The following is a 15,657-nucleotide window of genomic DNA, read 5'->3' on the forward strand; positions in this document are numbered from 1 at the left end:
AAACCCATTAAAAACAGTGGTTTGGCTGGTAGTGTCAATACCTGTATCGGCATTACCAGCCAAACGGGGAACGTCAGCCGTTCGGGTATTCGCGGTTGATCAGCGCGAGCCGCAGCATGCCGAGCTGCACGCCCGCGTTGCTCAGCAGGTAGAGATCGCGACGCCGCAATGCAGGCAATTGCGCGGCGCTGTCGTAGAACACCGGCAGCGTCAGCCCGGCCGGTACCGCGGCCTGCATTCCCGCAGCGCTCGACACGCGCACGGCGAGCGACGCCTGATCCCGATGCGTGACGATGCCGACCTTGCCGAGCGCCGCGGCCGAGCCGGCCTGTCGGACGATCGCGGCGACGACGCCGTCGGGGGTCGGGATCGGGCTGCCGGCGGCCGGTGCCCGCGTCGCGATCGACGTCACGCCGGCCGTCAGTCCGTACTTCGACGCGAGCACGCTCGCGACTTCCTGCTGCGCGTAAATCGGCGCCGCGGCCTTTTGCCGAAGCTGGAACACCGCATCGGCGATCGCCTCGTTCACCGGGCCCGGGACGGGCGCGGCACCGGACGCGCCCGCGCGACTGCCGAAGCCGAACGCGGCGATCGTGTTGATGGCGGCCGCATCGACGCCCGGCGGCGTCCATGAGAACAACGTGTCGAGCAGGTAGCCGGTCTCGTCGGCCGCGGTCGCGCGATCGTTCAGTTCGTCGGTCAGCTTGCCGAGCATCTGGCGCTGGAGTTCCGCATCGGACACGGGAGCACCGCTCGCGCGCGCGGGCGCGACGGCGGCGCACGATGCAGCGAGCAGCGAAGAGGAAGCGAGGAAATGGCGGCGGGTCGTCATGGTCATGAGATTCGAGTGGAGAACGGCAGACGTCAGCCCTTCGGAAACGCCTGCATCGTCGCGGCGATCGCGCGGGTCAGCATCTGCGCATACATGTCGTGCACGAGGTAGAGGCTGCGGTTGCGCGTCCACGGCTGGCCCGATTGCGGGTCGTACACGGTCGGGAGCGGCACCTCGGCGACGGCGGCCGCCTTCATGCCGGCCTGCTGCGAGGTCTGGATGCAGCGCTTCGCATGGTCGCGATGGCCGACCACCGCGACGGTGCCCATCGCAGCCGCGCCGCCCGCGCGCGTAACCGCCTCGGCCGCGACGCCGGCCGTGCTCAGGTACACGATCGTGCCGTCGCTCGCGATCACCGGCTCGACCGACGACAGCACGTCGGCGCCCATCCCGTATTTCGACACGAGAAAGCGCGCGATTTCCCACTGCGCGTAGACCTTGACCGGCTTCAGCTGGCGGATGCGGTACACGGCGTCCGCGAGCGCTTCATTGACGGGCCCCGGATCGGGCAACGCGGACTGGTTGCCGCCCGTGCTCGACGTGTTGCCGCTCGCGGCGTTCGGGCGATTGCCGAAGCTGTACGCGACGATCGCGCCGATCTGCGCGGCCGGCACCGTCGGCAGGTCCCAGGTGAAGCCGACATCGGTCAGCGCGGGCAGGATCGCGTCGACCGTCGCCGCATCGCCGAGCTGGCCGTTCAGCTTCGCGGACATCTGCGCGGCCAGCGCCGCATCGGTGAGCGGCGCCGATGCGACGTCGTCGCCACCGCATGCGCTCAACAGCGGCGCCGCCGCGATGCCGGGTGCGGCGGCAAGGAATTTTCTGCGTGAAGCAGTCGATGCATTCGAATTCATAAGAAATACGAAACAATGCGAATCGCATGCGGCGGCATCGCGCGGCGGTGCAATTCGCGGGGTCAGGGGAAATGGCAATCTGGCGAATCGCGGAGATCCGCGACGGGCGGCAGCATCGAAGCGTGAAACGCAGCACGACGCTCCGTCGATTGACGATGCGCGATCGTAGTGCGCGTTTATTAAATTGCGGTGAAGCTGTCGCACGCATGCCGACGATCGCCGCGCCGTTTCGCCGGCGGACCGATTCGTTTCATCGGTGGTGAGATCGTGGTGCCGCCGTTTCATCGATGGCGCGCGACGCGATTCGCAGGCAGGGTCGCGCACCGCCCGCCGAGCTGCGGATTTCGCGCTACGATGGTGCAACCCGCATGCCCTCGTTCCCACGATCCGTAACCCGGAGCCCACGACGATGAAGCTCGGCATCAACGAATCGCTCGCCCGCCTCGACGATGAAGGCACGCTGTTCACCACGCTGTTTCGACACGGCACGCTCGACATCGAGCTGTACCGGCCGCGCGGCGAGGATCTGCAGACGCCGCACACGCGCGACGAGGTCTACGTGATCGCCGCCGGCACGTCGCGGTTCATCGTGGACGGGCGCGAATGCGGCGTCGCGACGGGCGACGTGCTGTTCGTCCCCGCAATCGCGTCGCACCGCTTCGTCGGCTTCTCCGACGACTTCTCGACCTGGGTGTTCTTCTACGGCCCGGAAGGCGGCGAGCGCGACGAGCGCGGTGCGTGATGCGCGGCAAGCACCGCACTTCCCGCACGATCTCCTAGACTGTCTATTCGCAACGGGCGGCGCGCGGCCGCCCTTCCCGCCATCACGATGCTGGCATCGCCCGACGCATCGACCGGACAGGAGCACTGCATGCGATACGAACTCTATTACTGGCCCGAAATCCAGGGCCGCGGCGAATACGTACGGCTCGCGCTCGAAGCGGCCGAGGCCGACTACGTCGACGTCGCGCGCGAATCGGGGCGCGGCATGGGCGTGTCGGCGATGATGCGGCTGATGGACAGCACGAAGGCCGAATGCGTGCCGTTCGCGCCGCCGTTCCTGAAGGCCGGCGACATGGTCGTCGGGCAGGCCGCGAACATTCTGCTGTTTCTCGGCGCGCGGCTGGGGCTCGCGCCCGACGACGAAGCCGGCCGGCTGTGGGTGCATCAGCTTCAGTTGACCGTCGCCGATTTCGTCACCGAGATCCACGACACGCATCACCCGATCGGCAGCGGCCTTTACTACGAGGACCAGAAGGCCGAAGCCGCCGAGCGCGCGGCCGATTTCCTCGAACATCGGCTGCCGAAATTCCTCGGCTACTTCGATCGCGTGCTCGCGCAGAATCCGCACAAAGGCGGGCACATCGCCGGCAGCGCGCTCAGTTACGCGGATCTGTCGATCTTCCAGCTGATCGAAGGCCTGCGCTACGCGTTCCCGAAGGCGATGAAGCGCGAGGAACGCAAGGTCGCGGGGCTCGTCGGGCTGCACGACCGCGTCGCGGCGCATCCGCCCGTCGCGCGCTATCTCGAGTCGGAGCGCCGCATCCCGTTCAACGACATGGGGATCTTCCGGCACTACCCGGAGCTGGACAAGTAGCGGCGCCACGCCTCCCGCGCGGGTGAATTTCATGAAGGCGCAGCGGCAGCACGCCTGCTTCACCGGAGCCGGCCGCGTTGCGCGAGCCGGCCCCGTCGCCGCGCATGCGCCGCGTCACGCTCAGTGCGGCTGCCCGTGCCGCGCGACCGCCGCATCGACGGCCTCGACCGAGCGCGTGAGCCACGGCCCGATCTCCATCTCCTCGTAGTGCACGAGCCGGCTCTTGCGCACGCGGCGATACGCCCACCAGATCGCGACGAACAGCGGGATCCACACATAGATCGACAGCACTTCCATCCAGTCGACGCGGGCGGCGAAGAACGCCTGGTAATCCTGCCCGAGCGAGATCACGATGCAGATCGCGATCGCGAACAGCGGCCCGAACGGGAACCACTTCGCGCGATACGGCAGCTGCTCGAGCCGGTAGCCTTGTTTCAGAAAGCCCTTGCGGAACCGGTAGTGGCAAACGGCGATGCCGAGCCACGCGATGAAGCCGGTGATGCCGACCGTATTGAGCAGCCACAGATAGATGCTCTGGTTGTTGGTCAACGACGTGAGGAAGCACAGCCCGCCCACCGCCATCGTCGCGAACAGCGCGTTGCGCGGCACGCCGCCCGGCGACAGCGTCGCGAACATCGCGGGCGCACGGCCTTCCGCCGCGAGGTTGTACAGCATCCGCGTGGCCGCATACGTGCCCGAGTTGCCGGCCGACAGCACGGCCGTCAGGATCACGAGGTTCATCGCGCCCGCGGCGAGCGGAAAGCCCGCATGGCTGAACACGAGCGTGAACGGGCTGACGCCTATATCAGTCACGTCGCTCTTGAGCAGGTTCGGATCGGTGTACGGCACCAGCAGGCCGATCACGAAGATCGCGAGCACGTAGAACAGCATGATGCGCCAGAAGATCTGCTTCACCGCGCGCGGGATCGTCTTGCGCGGGTTTTCCGACTCGCCCGCCGTGATCCCGACCAGCTCGGTGCCGAGGAACGAGAAGCCCGCGATCAGCGCGACGCTCATCATCGCGTGCACGCCGCCGACGAACGGCGCGTCGCCGGTCCTGAAGTTGCGCCAGCCGACAGGCTGCCCGTTGCCGAGCAGGCCGGCCGCGATCAGCAAGCCCGCCGCGATGAACGCGATCACGGTGACGACCTTGATCAGCGAGAACCAGTATTCGGATTCCCCGAAACCGCGCACGGACAGCGTGTTCAGCAGGAAGATCAGCACCAGGAACCCGGCGCCCCACCACACGCCCGGCACCGCCGGAAACCAGTAGCGCATCACGATCTGCGCGGCGACCAGCTCGATCGCGATCGTCACGGCCCAGCTGTACCAGTAGGTCCAGCCGAGCGCGACGCCGAAGCCTTCGTCGACGTACTTCTCGCCGTAGATCGCGAACGAGCCCGACACCGGCATCAGCGCGGCCATCTCACCGAGCCCGGTGACGACGAAGTAGACCATCAGCCCGATCGCGATATACGCGGCGATCGCCCCGCCCGGCCCCGCCTGCGCGACCGACGCGCCCGACGCGACGAACAACCCCGTGCCGATCGAGCCGCCGATCGCGATCATCGCGATGTGGCGGCTCTGCAGCCGGCGCTTGAGCGCCGTTCCGGACGGCGCGGCCGTCTGCGCTGCCGCTTGCAAAGCATCCATAGTGTTCACCCTGTTGGATTCGGGCCGCTCGAATTGATTCGGAATACCAATCGATCGGCCCGGTTATTCGCGTCAAAAAATGGTCCTGCCGCCGGGTCGCGCGTCCGATGCCGGCGGCCCGGACGCGCACGGCCGCGTCAGACGACGCTGCGCTTGATCGCCTGCAGCTCGGCCGTCGTCACGATCTTCTCGATCCGGAACCGCGGGCTTTCCAGCCACGCGTTCGCGATCCGCCGGTATTCGTCGAGATCCTCGCACGCGAGCCGCACGAGAAAATCGAACGTGCCGCTGACGAGCCAGCAATCGAGCACGGCCGGATTGGCCCGCATCTCGTCCTCGAACGGCGCCTGCGAACGCCCGTGATCGGCCAGCACGATCTGCGCGATCACGACGATCGGCTTGGTCGCGCGAGGCGCGTTGATCACCGCGCGGTAGCCTTCGATCACGCCGAGCGCCTCGAGCCGCTCCACGCGCGCCTGGCACGGACGCGGCGTGAGGTTCACGAGCTCGGACAGCTTCCGGTAGGAAATCCGCCCGTCGGTACGCAAGATGTCGAGGATCCGGAGATCGATCTTGTCGAGCTGCATCTTCTTGTCGGTCATCCGCGTTCGCTCCGGTCGGGTCGTGGCTGGTGCGCGGAGCGTCTCCTCCGGTTCCGCGCGGGGGCCACATTATCCGGCCGAAGCGGCCGCGCGCCAATCGGCTAGAACCGCAGCGACAGGCAGGTCAGGCCGCCGTCCATCTTGCGGAACTCGCTCGTGTCGATCACGTGCAGCGGCATCCCGAGCGACTGAATCGCGTCGTGCACGCGCGGATAGCCGGCTGGCGTGATCAGCGTGCCGTTCACGCGCAGCGTGTTGCCGGCGTATTCGTCGGCGGCCGAGATCGCGATGCGGCGATAGTCGGCGAACGCCGGATGCGCGGCCAGCGCCTCGGTCACGAGCAGCGTGTCCTCCCCGAGCGCGTTGACGACCGATTTCAGATGCAGCCCCGCGCCGACCGGCACCGCGACGACCGAATAACCATAGCGCGCCACCAGCGACTCGAATGCGGCGATGCCTTCGGCATCGGTGCGGCCCGTCAGGCCGATGTAGAAACGCTTGCCGACCTGCATCACGTCGCCGCCGTCGAGACGGCCTTCCTGCATCGACAGCAGGTCGCGATGCGCGGCGAGCGCCGCTTCGATGTGCACCGTCTCGCCGCGCCGCGCGGGTGCGCCGGGACGCGTGATCACCGCGAATTCGGGCGTGACGACGGCGACGTCCTCGACGAAGTGCGAATCGGGAAACGCGTCCAGCGGCGGCAGCTCGGTCAGCTCGACGCCGAGCCCGCGCAGCGCGTCGCAGTACGCGTGGAACTGCGTGAGCGTCTTGTCGTAGTCGGGCGCGCCGAGCGCGGCGGTGGTGAGACCCGCGCCGCAGGACGGCGCGGGACGGCGAACGATCGCTTGCGTGAATTGCATCGACTCCTCCATGGTCACGCTGCCCCCGTGCGGCGCACGGGGCAGCTGCGTTGTGTCCGGACCATTATCGGAAGCCAAATTCCGCAATTCGCGTCGAATTCGGGCACGCCCGCAGCCGATCGCGTCGAATTGCAGGCAGGATGCAGCGGATTCGGCAGACGGCCGCCGGGCGCGGCGCAAACGGCCGTTCCGCGCGGTGCGGATGCGGCCGGTGCATGCGGCGCATCCGTCACGCGCCGACGGGCGCGAACCCCATTTGCGCACGGCCCAGCGGTGTGAGATCGCCCTCGCCGCCGCGTCCGTCGAAGTCGACCTCGAAATGATCGGCCGGGAAATCCGGCGGGCTGTCGCCGCGCAGGAATGCGAGCCGCTGGCGCTGCAGGTACGCGTCGTTCTTCGCGCACCCGGGCGCGGCCGCGATGTACATCACGTTGCTGTCGCCGCTGCCGCGATGCGCATCCTCGACCGCATGCACGACGTCGCCGTGCCAGAACACCGCGTCGCCCGCCTCCATGTGCGGGATCGGCACCAGCGCGTCGAGCAGCAGCGCGTGCCATTCGGGCAGGATCGACAGCGCGCGGCCCGGACGCGCGCCGCACAGGTCGTCGTCGGCGACGTCGTCCTGCAGCGCGCGCAGCACGACATACGCCATCGCGTTCGCGACCGGAATCAGCTGCAGGGTGCCGTCGCCGGGCCCCTGCGGCGTCAGCGCGGTCCAGCCCTGGAACGTGCGGAACATCGAGCACACGGCCGGCGACGGGATCTCCTCGACGTCGGAGCGGAACGCCGCGTCGAACGGATCGTAAGCGCGCCAGCGGCCGGCCAGCACGTGACGATAGACCAGCCGGAAATTCGCGCCGAGCCAGCGTTCGACGGAGCCGCCGTCGACATGCGGCGACAGCCCGAGCGACGTCGAACCCGGCGGCCGGCGGCGGATCCGGTCGGCGTAGGCCGGCACCTGGTCCGGGTCGAAATGCCTGCGCGCGCCGTCGGCATGACGCCACAGGCTGTTCAGGAACACGCGCGCCTGCGTGAGGGCCGGCGACTGCCGCGCGGCCACCTGCGGCTTCGACCAGTAGACGCCGTAGATCTGCGGCTTGCCCGATGCGAGATTGCCGAAGTAGCGGTCCTCGGCGCGTGCATGCAGCCGCTCGGCGAAGCGGTTCGCATCCAGATAGGCGCCGATCTCGTCGTTCCAGTCGCGCGCCTGCTGCGCGTCGAATACGCCGCGGATCACCGCGGCGCCGTGCGTGCGGATCGCGGCGATCGCCTGCGGATCGACGGTGCCGTTCGCGATATCCGCGAATCGCAATACCGGGATCACGTCGCGGCCGTGCGCGTGCGCGCGACGGATCGCGTCGACCTGCCGCGCGATATCGCCCTCCAGTTCGCGGAACGTGGCCGCGTAACCGGGCAGATCGGCGCGCAGCGCCCTTTTCGCCGTGCGGATCGCAACCGGCAGATCGTCAATCGTCAGGTGCATCGTCGTCTCCTCGCTGAATCGTGTGGTGATGAGCATTCAGCGTACGGCGGACACATCGCCGCCATCGGCACTATCCGGCCAACTATCGATACAATCCTGACAACCGCCTGCTACTCCGGACGATGGCAGACCACGCACAGCTTGTTGCCGTCCGGGTCGCGGAAATACGCGCCGTAGTAGTCGGGGTGATAGTCCGGCCGCAGGCCCGGCGGCCCTTCGCAGGTGCCGCCCTGCTGCAGCGCGAGCGCGTGGCAGCGGTCGACCTGCGCGCGGGTCGGCGCGTCGAATGCGATCGTATGGCCGTTGCCGGGTTCGGGCGCGCGGCCGTCGAGCGGCCGGCCGAGGAAGAACAGCGGCCGGTCGGTATCGGCCGGCATCCAGCCCGACCAGCCGTCCGGCTCGCTGAACTTCAGCCGCAGCCCGAGTTCCGCGAACAGCGGCGCGTAGAAGTCGTACGCGCGCGCGGTATCGCTGACGCCCACGCAAACATGTGAAAACATGGCATCGCTCCGTCGTGACGATCGATCACGATCATGCCACGGCGCGCTGCCCGCCCTCGCCCGGAGGCCTCGATGAAACCGCAGTACGAGCACGTGACGTTCGCCCCCGGCTGTTCGATCCGCGTGTACCACCGCCAGCTCGCGCGCATTCCGTTCGAATGGCACCGTCATCCCGAGTACGAACTGACGCTGACGCTGAACAGCCGCGGCCAGCGCTTCATCGGCGATCACGTCGCGCGCTATGCGGACGACGATCTGGTGCTCGTGCCGCCCAACCTGCCGCATACGTGGTCGTCGAATGCGCGCATCGATCGCGCGGCGCCGGAAGTCGCGCTCGTCGTCTGGTTCGACGGTGACTGGGCACGACGCGTGGCCGACTGCTGCCCCGAGTACGCGCCGCTGCGCTCGCTGCTGCGGCGCGCGGCGCCCGGCCTTGCATTCGACGCCGATACGGCCCGTGCGATGCGCGCGCGGCTGCCGCAGTTGCTCGACCCTTCGCCGCGCATTCGCCTCGCGGCCGCACTCGACACGCTCGCCGATCTCGCGGACGCCGGCGGAGAACCGCTCGCCACCGCGCAGGCCTACGATCAACCCGATGCAGCGTCGCCGTCCGCGAACGCCGCCGCGCCCGAAGCAGAGCGGCTCGATCGCGTGCTCGACGCGATCGACCGGCAGTTCCACGAGCCGCTGCGCGTCGATGCGCTCGCGGCCGTCGCGCACATGTCCGAACGCACGCTGCAGCGGTTGTTCGTACGGCACCTCGGCGAAAGCGTCGGCCGCTACGTGCAGCGGCTGCGGCTCGCGCATGCGTGCCGCCATCTGGTCGGCACCGACTGGCCGATCGCGACGGTCGCCGCGCGCTGCGGCATTCCGAACGCCGCGAACTTCAACCGCCAGTTCCTCGCCGCGCGCGGGATGACGCCCGGCGCATACCGGCAGTTCTTCGCGCAGCACGGCCACGCGCCCGACAGCGACACCGGCACCGACTCGCCGCCGCTCGACACACGCCCGCCGTCGCTGGAACGCCGCGCCGGCTCGGGCCAGCGTCGGCCGCGCAAATGAAAACACCCCGGCGGGATGTCCCACCGGGGTGTCGGGGCGTTGCAGTTGCCGGACGCGAGCGGCCTTGCGGCCGTTCGCGCCGCGCACGACTTAACGTGCGTTGATCGGCTTCGCTTCGCGCGGCGTGTCGCCGATGAACAGCTGACGCGGACGGCCGATCTTCTGTTCCGGATCCGCGATCATTTCGTTCCACTGTGCGATCCAGCCAACCGTACGTGCCATCGCGAAGATACACGTGAACATCGACGTCGGGATGCCCAGCGCGCGCTGGACGATACCCGAGTAGAAGTCGACGTTCGGGTACAGCTTGCGCGACACGAAGTATTCGTCTTCCAGCGCGATCTTCTCGAGCTGCATCGCGAGCTTGAACAGCGGGTCGTCGTGCAGGCCGAGTTCGTTCAGCACTTCGTAGCACGTTTCGCGCATCAGCTTCGCACGCGGGTCGTAGTTCTTGTACACGCGGTGACCGAAGCCCATCAGCTTCACGCCCGAATTCTTGTCCTTCACCTGCTTGATGAATTCGGGGATGTTGTCCGGCGAACCGATCTGCTCGAGCATGTTCAGCGCGGCTTCGTTCGCACCACCGTGCGCCGGGCCCCACAGACACGCGATACCGGCCGCGATACACGCGAACGGGTTCGCGCCCGACGAGCCGGCCAGGCGGACCGTCGACGTCGATGCGTTCTGCTCGTGATCGGCGTGCAGGATCAGGATGCGGTCGAGTGCGCGGACGAGCACGTCGTTGACCTTGTACTCTTCGCACGGGTTCGAGAACATCATGTGCATGAAGTTCGCGCTGTACGACAGCGAGTTCTTCGGATACACGAACGGCTGGCCGATGCTGTACTTGTACGCCATCGCGACGAGCGTCGGCAGCTTCGCGATCATGCGGATCGCCGACACTTCGCGGTGACGCGGGTCGTTGATGTCGAGCGAGTCGTGGTAGAACGCGGACAGCGCGCCGACCGCGGCGACCAGGATCGCCATCGGGTGCGCGTCGCGGCGGAAGCCACGGAAGAAGAAGTGCATCTGCTCGTGCACCATCGTGTGCTTCGTGACGGTGTCGACGAATTCCTTCTTTTGCGCCGCGTTCGGCAGCTCGCCCTTCAGCAGCAGGTAGCAGGACTCGAGGAAGTCGGCGTTCTGCGCGAGGTTGTCGATCGGGTAGCCGCGGTACAGCAGTTCGCCCTTGTCGCCGTCGATGTACGTGATCGCCGAATTACAAGCTGCCGTCGACATGAAGCCCGGGTCGTACGTGAACTTGCCGGTCTGGCCGTACAGCTTGCGGATGTCGATCACGTCCGGGCCCATCGTGCCCTTGTAGATCGGCAGTTCGACGCTCGGCGAGTTGTCGCTGAACGATAGCGTGGCTTTAACATCAGACGGAGTCATGGCACATCCTCAATCGAAAATAGAAACGGGATTCGATAACGGGCACAGCGCGTTACACCTTGGCGTTACACGTTGCGCAGCATCTCCAACAGCCGGTGAATATCCTGGCTGTCTAGGTCGCCCTCTGGTTCCTTGCGCGCGAGGAGCAAGTCCATCAGGTCGTTGTCGCTCAGATCGAGCAGGCGCGACAACGCGCCTACGTCTGCATCGGTGAGGTCATGCTCGTATCTGCTGAAGAAACGCTCGAATACGATGTCGTTTTCCAGCAGACCCCGCCGCGCGCGCCAGCGGAGGCGCGCGCGACGGTGCGGGTCGGATTGATGCGAATCGTCGCTCATCACAAACTTTAAACCGCGCGGCGAACCATCAGTTCCTTGATCTTGCCGATCGCCTTCGTCGGGTTCAGGCCCTTCGGGCAAACGTCGACGCAGTTCATGATCGTGTGGCAACGGAACAGACGGTACGGGTCTTCCAGGTTGTCGAGACGCTCGCCGGTGGCGGTGTCGCGGCTATCCGCGATGAAGCGGTAAGCCTGCAGCAGGCCGGCCGGGCCGACGAACTTGTCCGGGTTCCACCAGAAGCTCGGGCACGACGTCGAGCAGCTCGCGCACAGAATGCACTCGTACACGCCGTCGAGCTCGTCGCGTTCTTCCGGCGACTGGAGGCGTTCCTTCTCCGGCGGCGGCGCGTCGTTGATCAGGTACGGCTTGATCGAGTGATACTGGTTGAAGAAGTGCGTCATGTCGACGATCAGGTCGCGCACGACGGGCAGGCCCGGCAGCGGGCGCAGCACGATCTTCTGCGGCAGATCGTTCAGGTTCGTCAGGCACGCGAGACCGTTCTTGCCGTTGATGTTCATCGCGTCCGAACCGCACACGCCTTCACGGCACGAACGGCGGAACGACAGCGTCTCGTCGACGGCCTTCAGCTTGACCAGTGCGTCGAGCAGCATGCGCTCATGCTGGATCTCGAGCTCGTACGTCTGCATGCGCGGTGCCGCGTCCTTGTCCGGATCGTAGCGGTAGACTTCAAAAATGCGTTTTGCCATTTCGGATTCCTTTGACTCGGCTTAGAACGTGCGCGGCTTCGGCGGCACGGAGTCGACCGTCAGCGGCTTCATTTGAACCGGCTTGTAGTCGAGGCGATCGCCTTCGCTGTACCACAGCGTGTGGCGCAGCCAGTTGTCGTCGTCGCGGTGTTCGTAATCGCTGTGCGCGTGCGCGCCGCGGCTTTCCTTGCGCGCTTCCGCCGACACCATCGTCGCGCGGGCGACTTCGATCAGGTTCTCCAGCTCGAGCGCTTCGACGCGCGCGGTGTTGAACACCTTCGACTTGTCCTTCAGGTGGATGTTTTCCACGCGGGCCTTCAGGCCGGCCATCTGGTCGACGCCTTCCTTCAGCAGCGCCGACGTGCGGAACACGCCTGCGTGCTTCTGCATCGTCGCACGGATGTCGTTCGCGACGTCCTGCGTGTACTCGCCCGAGCTCGACTTGTCGAGCTTGTTCAGACGCGCCAGCGAGAACTCGCCTGCATCGGCCGGCAGCGGCTTGTGTTCCTTCTGGTTCTTCACATGCTCGACGATGTGGTTGCCGGCCGCACGGCCGAACACCACGAGGTCCAGCAGCGAGTTCGTGCCGAGGCGGTTCGCGCCGTGCACGGACACGCACGAGCACTCGCCCACTGCGTAGAAGCCGTTGACCGGATCCTTGTGGCCGCGCGACGTGCCGACGACCTGACCGTGGATGTTGGTCGGAATGCCGCCCATCTGGTAGTGGATCGTCGGGACGACCGGGATCGGTTCCTTGATCGCGTCGACGTTCGCGAACTTCAGCGCGATTTCGCGGATCGACGGCAGACGCTTCATGATCGTCTCGGCGCCGATGTGCGACAGGTCGAGCAGCACGTGATCCTTGTTCGGACCGACGCCGCGACCTTCCTTGATTTCCTGGTCCATCGAACGCGACACGAAGTCACGCGGCGCCAGGTCCTTCAGCGTCGGTGCGTAGCGTTCCATGAAGCGCTCGCCGTTCGCGTTGCGCAGGATACCGCCTTCGCCGCGCACGCCTTCGGTGATCAGCACGCCCGCGCCGGCCACGCCGGTCGGGTGGAACTGCCAGAACTCCATGTCCTGCAGCGCGATGCCCGAGCGGGCAGCCATGCCGAGGCCGTCGCCGGTGTTGATGAACGCGTTGGTCGATGCCGCGAAGATCCGGCCTGCGCCGCCCGTCGCGAACAGAGTCGTCTTGCCTTCCATGATGTAGACGTCGCCCGTCTCCATCTCGAGGGCCGTCACGCCGAGCACGTCGCCGTCCGCGTCGCGGATCAGGTCGAGCGCCATCCATTCGACGAAGAACTGCGTCTTCGCCTCGACGTTCTGCTGGTACAGCGTGTGCAGCAGCGCGTGACCGGTACGGTCGGCGGCCGCGCATGCGCGCTGGACCGGCTTCTCGCCATAGTTCGCGGTGTGGCCGCCGAACGGACGCTGGTAGATCGTGCCGTCCGCGTTACGGTCGAACGGCATGCCGAAGTGTTCCAGTTCGTACACGACGTTCGGTGCTTCGCGGCACATGAACTCGATCGCGTCCTGGTCGCCGAGCCAGTCGGAACCCTTGATCGTGTCGTAGAAGTGGAAGTGCCAGTTGTCTTCGCTCATGTTGCCGAGCGACGCGCCGATGCCGCCCTGTGCGGCCACCGTGTGCGAACGGGTCGGGAACACCTTCGACAGCACGCCGACCGACAGGCCCGCGCGCGACAGTTGCAGCGCTGCGCGCAAGCCCGAGCCGCCCGCGCCGACGATCACCACGTCGAACTTGCGGCGCGGCAGGGAAGTTTTGATTGCAGCCATTCTTTACACTCTCCAGAGAATCTGCGCGGCGTAGCCCGCACATGCGAGCAGCCAGACGATGGTCAGCGATTGCAGCAGCAGGCGCACACCGACGGGCTTCACGTAGTCCATCCAGATGTCGCGCACGCCGACCCATGCGTGGTAGAAGAGGGAAAGCAGCGTCACGAAGGTCGCGAGCTTCATCCATTGCGCGGAGAAGATCGATGCCCAGCCTTCGTACGAGAAGTCATGCGCGCCGAAGAACAGGACGAGCAGAATGACCGTGTAGACCGCCATGATCGTGGCGGTGACGCGCTGCGCGAGCCAGTCGCGCAGGCCGTAGTGAGCGCCGACGACGAGGCGCTTCGAGCCGATTCGGTTATTGGCTGCCATTTTCTTAGAATGCTCCGAACAGTTTGAGTGCCATGGCGATCGTCAGCGCGATCGAGACGACAAAGACGACGACGGCCGTCCGCTTGCCGCCTTCCTTCGAGACGGCGTCGTGGTTGACGTCCATCAGCAGGTGGCGAATGCCGGCGCAGAAATGGTGGAGGAACGCCCAGGACAGCGCGAGGACGATCAGCTTGACGACGATGTTGGAGAGGAAAGCCTTGAAGACTTCGAAGCTGAGCTCGGAGGTGAGGCTCTGGTCGAAGAGGAACAGCAGGAACGGCAGGAACAGAAACAGCAGCGCGCCGCTGACTCGGTGGAGAATCGACAATATCGCCGCCAGCGGCATGCGATATTTCAAGGTGATGTCGCCGATTCCGATGTTCCGGTATTCCGGCCTCGGCTTTCTTACTGCGTCAGTCATGCTAGACCCCTACTATGTTGTCACACTAATCCGCGATTTTAGCGCCTTTTTATATCGCGCTGCAGCGAAAGTCTGCTCTGGATCATTACGCGAACGGGAATAAAGGCGGCCCGAAACGTGCTACGCGAAAACGGGAAACCCGCGTGCACGCTGCTTGTGCCGATCCGTCGTCAGCTCAAGTCATTCTGATAGTAATACCCGGTTGTGACATACCAGCCGCGCCGCACTTCCACCGGCCGGTCTCCGTATGTATAGGACACGCGCTCGACCGACAGCAACGGAAAACCCGCCGGCACGTGCAGCAGGTCGGCCACCGCCGGCTCCGCCGCCACCGCGCGGATCTTCTCCGTCGCGCGGATCATCCGCGTGCCGAATTCCGTCTCGAACATCGCGTAGAGCGGGCCCTTGTACTCGCTCAGCCGCTCGAACGTCAGCCCGCGGAACATCGCGCCCGGCAGCCAGATCTCGTCGAGCACCGTCACTTCGTTCTCGAATTCCAGCAGGCGACGCACCTGCACGACCGGATCGGCCGGCTTCAGGTCGAGCTGCCGCGCGATCTCGGCCGGCGCGCGCAGGCGCCGGCATTCGAGCAGGCGGCTCACGTGCGGATGCTCGGCGCCGTCGTCGGCCAGCAGCCGCAGGAAGCGGAACTGCGCGCGATCCTCATTGTGCGTCGCAACAAAAGTACCCTTGCCTTGCCGCCGGACCACGAGGTTTTCCGCGGCCAGCTCGTCGATCGCCTTGCGAACGGTGCCCTGGCTGACCTTGTAACGGGCAGCCAGCTCCACTTCGCTCGGGATGATCTCGCCCGGCTTCCATTCACCGGATTCGAGACTTTGCGTGATCAATGACTTGATCTGCTGGTATAACGGACTGAAGGTCGGCGACGGCGAAGCGGCCGGCGCAGGCGCCGGCACGGAATCGCCCGCGCCCGGCTGCCCTGGGCCGCCTGCGCCGGTCGGATTCGCGTTGTTCGCCTGGTTCGATGTCATGGCGCGCATTTCATCACAAACCGCGCTTTTCCGTCCACTCAAATTCCGCAAAACATCTGTCTTATATAAGACATATGATACCGTTTGACTTTGGGTCCATCGGCTCCTACACTCCGGGGCGAGCAAGGGTTCGCGGGTGCAAAATGCGTCCCCGGCTACGTGCCACGGCCGTCTCCAGGTTCACCGCGTCTG

Annotated in this window: 17 protein-coding genes; 3 read left to right on the plus strand and 14 right to left on the minus strand. The window is 66.2% G+C overall.

The annotated features are described in order from the left end of the window. Window positions 1–73: 73 nt before the first annotated feature. Window positions 74–832: a Tat pathway signal protein gene (locus DIE16_RS05670; protein ID WP_124892048.1), complete on the minus strand. Its 759-nt coding sequence runs from the start codon at window positions 830–832 to the stop codon at window positions 74–76. A 32-nt stretch (window positions 833–864) separates the two neighbouring features. Beyond that, entirely contained in the window at window positions 865–1,686 is an 822-nt protein-coding gene (locus DIE16_RS05675) for a hypothetical protein (RefSeq protein WP_124892003.1), read from the minus strand. 409 nt (window positions 1,687–2,095) lie between these two features. On the opposite strand from DIE16_RS05675, the gene DIE16_RS05680 reads away from it, so the two are divergent. Together DIE16_RS05680 and DIE16_RS05685 are read left to right on the plus strand one after the other, a co-directional pair. Continuing rightward, window positions 2,096–2,428 (plus strand): cupin domain-containing protein, encoded by a 333-nt coding sequence (locus DIE16_RS05680; RefSeq protein ID WP_124892004.1) that lies wholly within the window; start codon window positions 2,096–2,098, stop codon window positions 2,426–2,428. Window positions 2,429–2,557: 129 nt separating this feature from the next. Next, window positions 2,558–3,283, plus strand: a complete 726-nt coding sequence (locus DIE16_RS05685) for a glutathione S-transferase (RefSeq protein WP_124486394.1) — start codon at window positions 2,558–2,560, stop codon at window positions 3,281–3,283. 120 nt (window positions 3,284–3,403) lie between these two features. On the opposite strand, the gene DIE16_RS05690 is transcribed toward DIE16_RS05685, so the two are convergent. From DIE16_RS05690 to DIE16_RS05710, 5 genes are all read right to left on the minus strand, one after another. Continuing rightward, window positions 3,404–4,936, minus strand: coding sequence for an amino acid permease (locus DIE16_RS05690; protein ID WP_124892005.1), 1,533 nt, complete (start codon window positions 4,934–4,936; stop codon window positions 3,404–3,406). Window positions 4,937–5,073: 137 nt separating this feature from the next. Then, a complete protein-coding gene (locus DIE16_RS05695; protein ID WP_124486396.1) occupies window positions 5,074–5,538 on the minus strand; it encodes an Lrp/AsnC family transcriptional regulator in 465 nt (154 codons plus the stop codon). 101 nt (window positions 5,539–5,639) lie between these two features. Then, entirely contained in the window at window positions 5,640–6,398 is a 759-nt protein-coding gene (locus tag DIE16_RS05700) for a dimethylarginine dimethylaminohydrolase family protein (protein ID WP_124892006.1), read from the minus strand. A 229-nt stretch (window positions 6,399–6,627) separates the two neighbouring features. Beyond that, window positions 6,628–7,881: a DUF1479 domain-containing protein gene (locus DIE16_RS05705; RefSeq protein ID WP_124892007.1), complete on the minus strand. Its 1,254-nt coding sequence runs from the start codon at window positions 7,879–7,881 to the stop codon at window positions 6,628–6,630. 110 nt (window positions 7,882–7,991) lie between these two features. Next, window positions 7,992–8,381, minus strand: a complete 390-nt coding sequence (locus tag DIE16_RS05710) for a VOC family protein (protein ID WP_124892008.1) — start codon at window positions 8,379–8,381, stop codon at window positions 7,992–7,994. Between the two features lie 72 nt (window positions 8,382–8,453). Between DIE16_RS05710 and DIE16_RS05715 the strand changes: the two genes are divergently transcribed. After that, window positions 8,454–9,443: an AraC family transcriptional regulator gene (locus DIE16_RS05715; protein WP_124892009.1), complete on the plus strand. Its 990-nt coding sequence runs from the start codon at window positions 8,454–8,456 to the stop codon at window positions 9,441–9,443. A gap of 90 nt (window positions 9,444–9,533) precedes the next feature. Here DIE16_RS05715 and gltA read toward each other — a convergent pair whose 3' ends face one another. The 7 genes from gltA to DIE16_RS05750 all read right to left on the minus strand — a co-directional run bounded on the left by gltA (window position 9,534) and on the right by DIE16_RS05750 (window position 15,474). Next, window positions 9,534–10,835: a citrate synthase gene (gene gltA, locus DIE16_RS05720; protein ID WP_014899964.1), complete on the minus strand. Its 1,302-nt coding sequence runs from the start codon at window positions 10,833–10,835 to the stop codon at window positions 9,534–9,536. Window positions 10,836–10,900: 65 nt separating this feature from the next. Further along, window positions 10,901–11,173 carry a succinate dehydrogenase assembly factor 2 gene (locus DIE16_RS05725; RefSeq protein ID WP_044843801.1) on the minus strand — a complete coding sequence of 91 codons (273 nt, stop codon included), beginning with the start codon at window positions 11,171–11,173 and terminating at the stop codon, window positions 10,901–10,903. A gap of 8 nt (window positions 11,174–11,181) precedes the next feature. Then, entirely contained in the window at window positions 11,182–11,883 is a 702-nt protein-coding gene (locus DIE16_RS05730; RefSeq protein ID WP_011658352.1) for a succinate dehydrogenase iron-sulfur subunit, read from the minus strand. Window positions 11,884–11,904: 21 nt separating this feature from the next. Beyond that, window positions 11,905–13,680, minus strand: coding sequence for a succinate dehydrogenase flavoprotein subunit (gene sdhA, locus DIE16_RS05735; protein ID WP_044843800.1), 1,776 nt, complete (start codon window positions 13,678–13,680; stop codon window positions 11,905–11,907). Between the two features lie 3 nt (window positions 13,681–13,683). Continuing rightward, complete coding sequence (gene sdhD / locus DIE16_RS05740) at window positions 13,684–14,052, minus strand: succinate dehydrogenase, hydrophobic membrane anchor protein (RefSeq protein ID WP_006399546.1); 369 nt, start codon at window positions 14,050–14,052, stop codon at window positions 13,684–13,686. A gap of 4 nt (window positions 14,053–14,056) precedes the next feature. Then, window positions 14,057–14,473, minus strand: coding sequence for a succinate dehydrogenase, cytochrome b556 subunit (gene sdhC / locus DIE16_RS05745; protein ID WP_012365678.1), 417 nt, complete (start codon window positions 14,471–14,473; stop codon window positions 14,057–14,059). Between the two features lie 170 nt (window positions 14,474–14,643). Continuing rightward, window positions 14,644–15,474: a GntR family transcriptional regulator gene (locus DIE16_RS05750; protein ID WP_082088449.1), complete on the minus strand. Its 831-nt coding sequence runs from the start codon at window positions 15,472–15,474 to the stop codon at window positions 14,644–14,646. Window positions 15,475–15,657: the final 183 nt, after the last annotated feature.

The organism is Burkholderia sp. Bp9090 (genome assembly GCF_003857985.1).
Lineage (GTDB): Bacteria > Pseudomonadota > Gammaproteobacteria > Burkholderiales > Burkholderiaceae > Burkholderia.